We start from the raw sequence: 11,508 nt of genomic DNA on the forward strand, positions 1-11,508 counted from the left end.
AGTTTAGTGTTTTTTTAGTTATCCACATTTATTTTCGCCTCAAAAAAACCGGCACTCAATTGAGTAACCGGTCACTTGGAAGATATTACAACATATCGATGTGGTTCTTTTCCTTCAGAAGTTGTAATGATATTTTGATGATTAGATAATGCTTGATGAATAATCTTTCGTTCAAAAGATGGCATAGGTTCCAACATAACTCTTTTTTTCGTACTTACTGCTTGTTTTGCTAATCGATAAGAAAGCAATTCTAACGTACTTTTTCTTTTACTACGATAATTTTCAGCATCTAGTGTGATGCCAATATATTGCTTCGTATTACGATTTGCCACAAGTTTTGTTAAATACTGTAAAGAATTCAAGGTGTTTCCTCTTTTACCAATCAAAACACCTACGTTTTCACCAGAAATTGTAAATTCCACTTCGCGTCCTTTTACAACTTTTCTAATCTCAACTTCCACACCCATATTGCGAATAACATTTTTTAAATATTCTTCACACTCTTGGATGGGATCTTTCTTCACTACAACTTCTACTATAGCGGGGCGATTCCCAAATAAACCTAGGAATCCCCTCTTACCCTCATCAATAATCTTTATATCTACTCGATCTTTCGAAACATTTAATTGTCTTAAAGCATCTTGTACTGCCAGCTCGACTGTTTGTCCTTTAGCAGTAATTATACTCACTTGCTTGATCCTCCTGCCTTACTAGCCTTAATTTCAGGCCCTTTGATCAAATACATTTGAGCAATACCAAAGATGTTACCAACTACCCAGTATAGTGATAGTGCTGCTGGGAAGTTAATTGCAAAGACTAAAATCATGATTGGCATAAGCCAAATCATCATTGCCATTTGCGGGTTTTGTCCAGCCGTTCCTGCCATTGCAAGTTTTTGCTGAATAAAAGTCGTAATAGCCGCAACAATTGGAAGGATATAGTAAGGATCTGCCTGTCCTAAATCAAACCATAAGAATGTATGCTTACTAATTTCTGATGTTCTCATAATCGCATGATAAAACGCGAATAAAATAGGCATCTGAACAAAAATTGGTAAACATCCTGCTAATGGATTTACCCCATTTTTTTGATATAACTGCATCATTTCTTGTTGTAATTTTTGCTGCGTTGCTTGATCTTTTGAGCTATATTTCTCTTTTAATTTTAACATTTCTGGTTGTAACGCTTGCATTGCCTTCGTACTCTTCGTTTGTTTGATCATTAATGGTAATAATGCAAAACGAATAATAAGAGTTGTAACCACGATTGCTAAGCCGTAATTACTACCAAATAAGTTTGCAAAATACGTGATTAACTGAGAAAGCGGGTATACGAAATATTCATTCCAAATCCCAGTACTTTTCGGTGTAATCGGCTGATTTGTTTCACTACAACCAGTAGCAATTGCCATTAACACAACAACCATGGCTATTAAACCTATTTTCTTTTTCAAAGCCTGCTCCTCCTTGTTTCGGTATGTATATAGTGTAATTCATTTCCTTACGCTACTTTTTTATTCTTTTCATACCAGAGCGTTTAAAGACATGAATTAAGCTTTTCTTTAACTCTTCATATGTCATCTCTGCACAAGGCTTCCTTGCTATTATAACAAAATCTTTTCCAGAATCTATCTCATCTTTTAATTCCATAATCGCTTGGCGAATCATACGCTTGATTCGATTACGAACTACTGCATTTCCTATTTTCTTACTAACAGAAAGACCGATGCGAAAGTATGGCTGTTTTTCTTTATTTAACTGGTATACAACAAACTGACGATTAGCATTCGACTGTCCTTTTTGGAAAACAGCCTGAAATTCATCATTCTTTTTTATACGATTTTTTTTCTTCATATCAATTGACACTCCTGTATTTCATCAGCGGAAATTCATTATTATTAGAAAAAAAGACCACTGAACGATCAGTGGTCTACGCAGATAATACTTTTCTTCCTTTACGACGACGAGCTGCTAGCACTTTACGTCCGTTCGCTGTGCTCATACGGCTGCGGAAACCATGTACTTTGCTGCGCTTACGTTTATTTGGTTGGTAAGTTCTTTTCATTATATGACACCTCCCTGAGGAATATCTGTTAAAGACAGTCTAATAAATTATAGTTAATCAACTAGGAAAATGTCAATGGTTCTTGAAATTTTCATCAAATATTCATTTTGAACCTATTCACAGACTTTTTCACAGCCCCTATATTTCCTTGTGGATAAATATATTTTCTCTTTTTTTGTATCCACAAACTCTTTTTTTACTTTTACACAGTATATCGTGTTGTGGACAAGTTTATTCCACAAGGTATTGATTTTGTGGATAACTTTCTTAAATTCATTGCTATAGCTACTTTTTTTTGATATTATAGTTGTGTTTTCACTTTGAATAAGTTTTCCACATCTTTATTTTATCCACAATTTGTGTATAACATGTGGACAGTTTAAACCACATGTGGGTAAATAGTTGTCCACATTTGTTTTTTTGTCGAAAACTCTATCTCGGATACAAACAACGTTTTTATATTTTAAAATACGTTTCGTATAAATATGCATTTAAAATATTTACGGGTTGTACAATTGTTGCGCAACCTTATTCTTTTACCATCTTTGTAAAGGAGGGACACCTTTGGAAAATATCTCTGATTTATGGAATAGTGCCTTGAAAGACTTAGAAAAAAAGGTAAGTAAGCCAAGTTATGAAACGTGGTTAAAATCAACAACCGCTCATAACTTGAAAAAAGATGTATTAACTATTACAGCTCCAAATGAATTTGCTCGTGACTGGCTAGAATCCCATTATTCAGAACTCATTTCGGAAACACTTTATGATTTAACAGGGGCAAAACTAGCTATTCGTTTTATTATTCCCCAAAGTCAGGCGGAAGAGGATATAGATCTTCCTCCTATTAAAAAAAATCGAGTACAAGATGATTCTACTCATTTACCACAGAGCATGCTAAATCCAAAATATACATTTGATACATTTGTTATTGGCTCTGGTAATCGTTTTGCACACGCTGCTTCTTTAGCTGTAGCTGAAGCTCCAGCTAAAGCTTATAATCCGCTCTTTATTTATGGGGGCGTTGGACTTGGAAAAACACATTTAATGCACGCAATTGGGCATTATGTAATTGAACACAACCCGAATGCAAAAGTTGTATATTTATCATCTGAAAAATTCACAAATGAATTCATTAACTCAATTCGTGATAATAAAGCTGTCGATTTTCGTAATAAATATCGTAATGTAGATGTCTTATTGATAGATGATATTCAATTTCTTGCTGGAAAAGAACAAACACAGGAAGAGTTCTTCCATACATTTAATGCGTTACATGAAGAAAGTAAACAAATTGTGATTTCAAGTGATAGACCACCAAAAGAAATCCCAACTTTAGAAGATCGCCTTCGTTCTCGCTTTGAATGGGGCTTAATTACGGATATTACGCCACCAGATTTAGAAACTAGAATTGCAATTTTACGTAAAAAAGCAAAAGCAGAAGGCCTTGATATACCAAATGAGGTTATGCTTTATATTGCAAATCAAATTGATTCTAACATTCGTGAGTTAGAAGGTGCACTTATTCGCGTTGTAGCTTATTCATCTTTAATTAATAAAGATATTAATGCTGATTTAGCAGCTGAAGCACTTAAAGGTATTATTCCAAACTCTATACCTAGAATTATTTCTATCTCTGATATTCAAAAGGCTGTTGGGGGCGTCTATCAAGTAAAATTAGAAGATTTCAAAGCAAAAAAACGTACAAAATCCGTTGCATTCCCTCGTCAAATTGCAATGTATTTATCACGCGAACTTACGGACTCATCTTTACCAAAAATAGGTGAAGAATTTGGTGGTCGCGATCATACAACAGTAATCCATGCTCACGAAAAAATTTCGAAGCTATTAAAAACGGATACTCAATTACAAAAACATGTCGAAGAAATTAATGATATTTTAAAGTAGTAGTAGCTGAATAGTGTGAATAACTTACCTTGTTTTACGCACAGTCTATCCACATGTAGATAGACTGTTTTTACATCTTTAAACGGGGTTATCCACATATCCACAAGCCCTATTACTATTACTACTACTTTTTTATCTTTATTAAATAAATAAAATCTTATACTTACCGGAGGTTTTTCGTTATGCGTTTTACAATACAAAAAGACTATCTTGTAAGAGGTGTACAAGATGTAATGAAGGCAGTTTCTTCTCGTACAACAATTCCAATTCTTACAGGAATTAAAGTTGTAGCAACTGAAGAAGGGGTTACTTTAACAGGTAGCGATGCAGATATCTCTATCGAATCATTTATCCCAGTCGAAGATGCTGGAAAAGAGGTTGTTGAAATTGAACAATCAGGAAGTATTGTTTTACAAGCAAAATATTTTAGTGAGATCGTAAAAAAATTACCTAAAGAAATTGTTAAAATTTCTGTGGAAAATCATTTTATGACAAAAATAAAATCTGGAAAATCAGAGTTTAATTTAAATGGTTTAGATTCAGCTGAATATCCGTTACTACCTCAGATTGAAGAACATCATGTATTTAAGATTCCAACAGATTTACTTAAACATATGATTAGGCAAACGGTATTTGCAGTTTCAACTTCTGAAACAAGACCGATCTTGACAGGTGTAAACTGGAAAGTATATAACAGCGAGTTAACTTGTATTGCAACAGATAGTCACAGACTAGCACTTCGTAAAGCAAAAATTGAAGGGTATAATATTGCTGATGAATTTCAAGCCAATGTCGTTATTCCTGGTAAGAGCTTAAATGAATTAAGTAAAATTCTAGATGAATCTGAAGAAATGGTAGATATCGTTATTACGGAGTATCAAGTATTATTCCGTACAAAACATTTATTATTCTTCTCGAGATTGTTAGAAGGTAACTATCCAGATACAACACGTTTAATTCCAGCCGAGAGTAAGACAGACATTTTTGTGAATACAAAAGAATTTTTACAAGCAATTGATCGTGCTTCGCTATTAGCAAGAGATGGTCGTAACAATGTTGTTAAATTATCGACATTAGAACAACAAATGCTTGAGATTTCTTCAAATTCACCAGAAATCGGAAAAGTAGTAGAAGAAGTTCAATGTGAAAACGTAGATGGAGAAGAATTAAAAATATCTTTTAGTGCAAAATATATGATGGACGCATTAAAAGCTTTAGATAGTACAGAAATTAAAATTAGCTTTACTGGGGCGATGAGGCCGTTTTTGATTCGTACAGTAAATGATGATTCCATCATCCAATTAATTTTACCGGTACGTACTTACTAAGTAAGGGTTGAGGGTTGCTAGTTTAAAGGTACTAGTGACCCTTATTTGATTTTAGGGTATTGCTTTCCTAATGCTAGTTTATTTAGTACAATGAAAGAATGAACACTTTCAGAAAGTGAGAGATTTTTATGAAAAGTATTAAAATTTCAACAGAATACATTACACTAGGACAATTTTTAAAGCTAGCCGATGTAATTGATACGGGCGGAGCTGTGAAATGGTTCTTACAAGAATATGAAGTGTACGTGAATCAAGAGCTTGAGAATAGAAGAGGTCGCAAGTTATATGCGAATGATATTATTGAAATTCCGGGAAGTGGAACTTTCCAAGTTCAGGCATAAAGGGGGATCCCTTTGTTTATTACAGAAATACAATTAAAAAACTATCGTAATTATGAAAAGTTAGAGCTTTCCTTTGAGGACAAGGTCAATGTAATTATTGGTGAAAATGCACAAGGGAAAACAAATTTGATGGAGGCCATTTACGTATTAGCGATGGCAAAATCTCATAGAACCTCTAATGATCGTGAACTTATTCGATGGGATGAGGATTACGGTCAAATCAAAGGTAGATTACAAAAAAGAAATAGTTCTTTGTCTTTAGAATTAAATATTTCCAAAAAAGGTAAAAAGGCAAAGCTAAATCAACTTGAACAACAAAAGTTAAGCCAATATATTGGTGAAATGAACGTTGTGATGTTTGCCCCAGAAGATTTAAATCTTGTAAAAGGAAGCCCTCAAGTAAGAAGACGCTTTTTAGATATGGAACTAGGACAAATAGCGCCCGTTTATTTGTACGAACTAAGCCAATATCAAAAAGTGCTCACGCAACGAAATCACTTGCTTAAAAAGATGCAAGGGAATAGTAAAAATGAGGAAACGATGTTGGATGTATTTACACTTCAACTCATTGAGCATGGTGCAAAAATATTGCGAAAACGTTTTGAGTTTTTGCATTTACTACAAGAATGGGCTGCGCCGATACATCGCGGGATTAGCAGAGGATTAGAGGAATTAGAAATCGTCTATAAACCAAGCTTAGATGTATCAGAATCAATGGATTTGTCGAAAATAAAAGAAGTATACTATGAAAGTTTTCAATCTGTGAAACAACGTGAAATTTTCCGTGGTACAACTTTAATTGGTCCTCATCGTGATGATTTACAATTCTTCGTTAATAGTAAAAATGTTCAAGTCTTTGGTTCACAAGGACAACAACGAACGACCGCACTGTCCCTAAAATTAGCTGAAATTGAATTGATTTACTCAGAAGTTAAGGAATATCCTATTCTTTTATTGGATGATGTATTATCAGAATTGGATGATTATCGTCAATCACATCTGTTAAATACAATTCAAGGAAAAGTGCAAACATTTGTGACAACGACGAGTGTCGACGGAATTGAACACGAAACATTAAAAGAAGCGAAAACAATTCATGTAATGAACGGCACGGTAGATTGTGAAATGGACAGGGCATAATCCCTGTTTAAATGGAAAAGTAGGTGATCTTTGTGTCAATGGAACAAAAGCAAATGCAAGAAAATGCATATGATGAAAGTCAGATACAGGTACTTGAAGGACTAGAGGCAGTTCGGAAACGTCCGGGTATGTACATTGGTACTACAAGTGGAAAAGGACTTCACCACCTTGTATGGGAGATTGTCGATAATAGTATCGATGAAGCCTTAGCGGGGTATTGCGATGAAATCAACGTTAGTATTGAAGAAGATAATAGTATTCTTGTAACGGATAATGGACGTGGTATTCCAGTTGGTATACAAGAAAAAATGGGACGTCCTGCAGTAGAAGTTATCATGACTGTCCTTCACGCCGGAGGTAAATTTGGCGGTGGCGGTTATAAGGTTTCTGGTGGTTTGCATGGTGTTGGTGCATCTGTTGTAAATGCCTTATCAACAGAACTAGAAGTATTTGTACATCGTGATGGAAAAATTCATTACCAAAAGTATGAAAGAGGTATCCCAGTTGCGGATTTAAAAGTCATTGGTGATACAGATAAAACTGGAACAATAACTCGCTTTAAGCCGGACCCAGAGATTTTTAAAGAGACGACAGAATATGAATTTGATACGTTAGCGACTCGTATGCGTGAGTTGGCATTTTTAAATCGTAATATTAAATTAACAATTGAAGATAAGCGTGAACATAAGCAAAAGAAAGAGTTTCACTATGAAGGTGGAATTAAATCATATGTTGAACATTTAAATCGTTCAAAACAACCAATTCATGAAGAACCTGTATATGTAGAAGGTTCAAAAGATGGTATTCAGGTTGAAGTTGCGCTTCAATATAACGAAGGATATACAAATCATATTTACTCATTTACAAATAATATTCATACGTATGAAGGTGGTACACATGAGGTAGGATTTAAAACTGCCCTAACACGTGTAATCAACGATTATGGTCGTAAAAATAATATTTTAAAAGATGCGGATAGTAATTTAACTGGTGAAGATGTTCGTGAAGGTCTAACGGCAATCGTATCAATTAAACATCCAAATCCACAATTTGAAGGACAAACGAAGACGAAACTTGGAAATAGTGAAGCAAGAACAATTACAGAGTCAGTATTCTCAGAGGCATTTGAAAAGTTCTTACTGGAAAATCCCAATGTTGCACGTAAGATTATAGATAAAGGAACTATGGCAGCGCGTGCACGTGTAGCAGCTAAAAAGGCTCGTGAGTTAACTCGCCGAAAGAGCGCTTTAGAAGTTTCAAGTTTACCAGGGAAATTGGCAGACTGTTCTTCTAAAGATCCAGCGATTAGTGAAATTTATATCGTAGAGGGTGACTCTGCGGGTGGATCTGCAAAACAAGGACGCGATCGTCATTTCCAAGCAATTTTACCGCTGAAGGGTAAAATTATTAATGTTGAAAAGGCACGCTTAGATAAGATTTTATCAAATGATGAAGTTCGTACAATTATTACGGCGATCGGTACAAATATCGGCGGAGACTTCGATATTGAAAAAGCACGCTATCATAAAGTTATTATTATGACCGATGCCGATGTTGATGGTGCACATATTCGTACCCTATTATTAACGTTCTTCTATCGTTATATGCGTCAAATAATTGAGTGTGGATATATATATATCGCACAGCCGCCTTTGTTTAAAGTACAACAAGGTAAGAAAATTCAATATGCTTACAATGATAAGGAACTTGAAAGAATCTTAGCGGAATTACCAGCTCAACCTAAGCCTGGAATTCAGCGTTATAAAGGTCTAGGGGAAATGAATCCAACTCAGTTATGGGAGACGACAATGGACCCGGAAGTACGTTCATTACTTCAAGTTTCTCTTCAAGATGCAATTGAGGCAGATGAAACATTTGAAATTTTAATGGGAGATAAAGTAGAGCCACGTCGTAACTTTATCCAAGAAAATGCAAAATACGTGAAAAACCTTGATATTTAAATGAGTAATGACAGGAATCTAAGTATTCCTGTCTTCTACATATAAATCAATGTATGTGTAACGGAAATGTAAGAGGAGGTGCTCGTTGATGTCAGACAATCAACAACAAGCACGAATTCGAGAAATTAATATTAGTCATGAAATGCGTACCTCATTTTTAGATTACGCAATGAGTGTTATCGTATCTCGTGCATTACCAGATGTTCGTGATGGATTAAAACCTGTGCATCGTAGGGTTTTATATGCGATGAATGATTTAGGAATTACAGCTGATAAAGCGTATAAGAAATCAGCGCGTATTGTCGGTGAAGTAATCGGTAAGTATCACCCTCACGGTGATTCAGCTGTTTACGAGACGATGGTACGTATGGCGCAAGATTTTAGTCAACGTTATATGCTTGTTGATGGACATGGTAACTTTGGTTCTGTTGATGGTGATTCGGCAGCAGCAATGCGTTATACAGAAGCAAGAATGTCTAAGATTTCTATGGAATTAATACGTGATATTTCAAAAAATACGATTGATTATCAAGATAACTATGATGGTTCTGAAAGAGAGCCTATTGTATTGCCAGCGCGTTTCCCTAATCTATTAGTGAATGGTACGACGGGTATTGCAGTTGGTATGGCAACAAACATTCCGCCGCATCAACTTGGTGAAGTAATTGATGGCGTATTGGCACTAAGCCATAATCCTGACATTACTATTGCGGAATTAATGGAGTTTATTCCAGGACCAGATTTTCCAACAGCAGGTTTAATTTTGGGACGAAGTGGGATTCGAAGAGCATATGAAACAGGTAGAGGCTCTATTATGCTTCGAGCTAAAGTTGAAATTGAAGAGAAGTCAAATGGTAAACAATCTATTCTCGTAACTGAACTGCCTTATCAAGTTAATAAGGCGCGATTAATTGAAAAAATTGCAGAATTAGTTCGTGATAAGAAAATTGAAGGTATTACGGATTTACGTGATGAGTCAGATCGAAACGGTATGCGTATTGTTATGGAAGTACGTCGTGATGCCAATGCCAATGTACTATTAAATAATCTATATAAACATACAGCACTTCAAACAAGTTTCGGTATTAATATGTTGTCTCTTGTAAATGGAGAGCCACAAGTATTGAATTTAAAACAAAATTTATATCATTACTTGGAGCATCAGAAGGTAGTAATTCGTCGACGTACTGCTTATGAATTAGAAAAAGCAGAGGCACGTGCTCATATTTTAGAAGGATTACGAATTGCCCTAGATCATCTTGATGAAGTTATTACGTTAATCCGTGGTTCGAAAACAGCAGATATTGCAAAGCAAGGCTTAATGGAACGTTTCGGTTTAAGTGAGAAACAAGCACAAGCAATTTTAGATATGCGTCTGCAACGTTTAACAGGATTAGAACGTGAAAAAATTGAGCAAGAATATCAAGAGTTAATGAAGTTAATCGCTGAATTAAAAGCAATCTTAGCAGATGAAGAGAAAGTTCTTGAGATTATTCGTGAAGAATTAACGGAAGTAAAAGAGCGCTTCAATGATAAGAGACGAACGGAAATTACAATTGGCGGTATGGAATTTATTGAAGATGAAGATTTGATTCCAGAGCAAAACATTGCAATTACGTTAACTCATAACGGTTATATTAAGAGGTTACCAGCTTCTACGTACAAAACGCAGAACCGTGGCGGGCGTGGTGTGCAAGGAATGGGAACGAATGATGATGATTTCGTAGAGCATCTATTGACTACTTCTACACATGATCATATTTTATTCTTCACTAATAAGGGTAAAGTATACCGTACGAAAGGATATGAAATCCCAGAGTATAGCCGTACAGCAAAAGGTATACCGATTATTAACCTATTAGGTGTAGATAAAGGGGAGTGGATTAACGCCATTATTCCAATTCGTGAATTTGGTGATGATCAGTTCTTATTCTTTACAACAAAACAAGGTATCTCTAAAAGAACACCACTTTCATCATTTGCAAATATACGTACGAATGGCTTAATTGCGATTTCTCTTCGTGAAGAGGATGAATTAATCTCTGTACGCTTAACATCTGGTGATAAGGATATTATCGTTGGAACAAGCAACGGTATGTTAATTCGTTTCAATGAGCAAGATGTGCGTTCTATGGGACGTAATGCGGCTGGTGTAAAAGCAATTACATTAGGTGATGAAGATCAAGTTGTAGGCATGGAAATTGTTGAAGAGGATGTAAATGTTCTAATTGTAACGAAAAATGGTTACGGAAAGCGTACACCGATTGATGAGTACCGTCTGCAAAGTCGTGGTGGTAAAGGTCTGAAGACTTGTAACATTACAGATAAGAACGGTAAATTAGTAGCAGTTAAGTCTGTAACAGGTGAAGAAGACATCATGCTAATTACAGCGGCAGGCATTATTATTCGTATGCCAGTTGATCAAATCTCTCAAATGGGACGTAATACGCAAGGTGTCCGTCTAATCCGTTTAGAGGATGAACAAGAGGTAGCGACAGTAGCAAAAGCACAAAAAGATGAAGAAGAGGAATCTAATGAAGAGGTTTCTTCTGAAGAATAAGAGGGGGATTTTTCCCCCTCTTATTTTTTTATAATAATACTTGCATAGTAATAGAGAAGTCTATATAATAGGCAGAGTCAGCAAATGAGAGATACAAATTATCTTAAAAAACTTGTTGACGAAAACAATATACTATGATATATTATAAAAGTCGCTGAAACGCGATGTTGAACTTTGAAAACTAAACGAAACAAACAACGTGAAACGTC

The 11,508-nt window shown here is 35.3% G+C and carries 10 protein-coding genes; 6 read left to right on the forward strand and 4 right to left on the reverse strand.

Annotation, left to right across the window (positions count from 1 at the left end):
• Window positions 1-71 precede the first annotated feature (71 nt).
• From jag to rpmH, 4 genes are all read right to left on the reverse strand, one after another.
• Window positions 72-689, reverse strand: a complete 618-nt coding sequence (gene jag, locus BAU23_RS15480; RefSeq protein WP_000022801.1) for an RNA-binding cell elongation regulator Jag/EloR — start codon at window positions 687-689, stop codon at window positions 72-74.
• The gene (gene spoIIIJ, locus BAU23_RS15485; RefSeq protein ID WP_071734779.1) at window positions 686-1,453 is read right to left on the reverse strand and encodes a YidC family membrane integrase SpoIIIJ; all 768 of its coding nucleotides are present in this window, start codon (window positions 1,451-1,453) and stop codon (window positions 686-688) included. The genes jag and spoIIIJ overlap by 4 nt, the downstream gene beginning before the upstream one ends.
• Window positions 1,454-1,505: 52 nt before the next feature.
• Window positions 1,506-1,853: a ribonuclease P protein component gene (gene rnpA / locus BAU23_RS15490; RefSeq protein WP_000728888.1), complete on the reverse strand. Its 348-nt coding sequence runs from the start codon at window positions 1,851-1,853 to the stop codon at window positions 1,506-1,508.
• 76 nt (window positions 1,854-1,929) lie between these two features.
• Window positions 1,930-2,064 carry a 50S ribosomal protein L34 gene (gene rpmH, locus BAU23_RS15495; RefSeq protein ID WP_000831901.1) on the reverse strand — a complete coding sequence of 45 codons (135 nt, stop codon included), beginning with the start codon at window positions 2,062-2,064 and terminating at the stop codon, window positions 1,930-1,932.
• A 564-nt stretch (window positions 2,065-2,628) separates the two neighbouring features.
• Between rpmH and dnaA the strand changes: the two genes are divergently transcribed.
• The 6 genes from dnaA to gyrA all read left to right on the forward strand — a co-directional run bounded on the left by dnaA (window position 2,629) and on the right by gyrA (window position 11,299).
• Entirely contained in the window at window positions 2,629-3,969 is a 1,341-nt protein-coding gene (gene dnaA / locus BAU23_RS15500) for a chromosomal replication initiator protein DnaA (RefSeq protein ID WP_000428011.1), read from the forward strand.
• 182 nt (window positions 3,970-4,151) lie between these two features.
• Window positions 4,152-5,297: a DNA polymerase III subunit beta gene (gene dnaN, locus BAU23_RS15505; protein ID WP_071734780.1), complete on the forward strand. Its 1,146-nt coding sequence runs from the start codon at window positions 4,152-4,154 to the stop codon at window positions 5,295-5,297.
• A gap of 128 nt (window positions 5,298-5,425) precedes the next feature.
• On the forward strand, window positions 5,426-5,638 hold the full coding sequence (gene yaaA, locus BAU23_RS15510; protein ID WP_000835828.1) for a S4 domain-containing protein YaaA: 213 nt from the start codon (window positions 5,426-5,428) through the stop codon (window positions 5,636-5,638).
• Window positions 5,639-5,650: 12 nt separating this feature from the next.
• Complete coding sequence (gene recF, locus BAU23_RS15515; RefSeq protein WP_000470960.1) at window positions 5,651-6,778, forward strand: DNA replication/repair protein RecF; 1,128 nt, start codon at window positions 5,651-5,653, stop codon at window positions 6,776-6,778.
• Window positions 6,779-6,816: 38 nt separating this feature from the next.
• Window positions 6,817-8,739, forward strand: a complete 1,923-nt coding sequence (gene gyrB / locus BAU23_RS15520; protein WP_000435984.1) for a DNA topoisomerase (ATP-hydrolyzing) subunit B — start codon at window positions 6,817-6,819, stop codon at window positions 8,737-8,739.
• Window positions 8,740-8,827: 88 nt separating this feature from the next.
• Window positions 8,828-11,299 (forward strand): DNA gyrase subunit A, encoded by a 2,472-nt coding sequence (gene gyrA / locus BAU23_RS15525; protein WP_001282858.1) that lies wholly within the window; start codon window positions 8,828-8,830, stop codon window positions 11,297-11,299.
• Window positions 11,300-11,508 lie beyond the last annotated feature (209 nt).

The sequence above is a fragment of the Bacillus nitratireducens genome (assembly GCF_001884135.1).
GTDB classification, from domain to species: domain Bacteria; phylum Bacillota; class Bacilli; order Bacillales; family Bacillaceae_G; genus Bacillus_A; species Bacillus_A nitratireducens.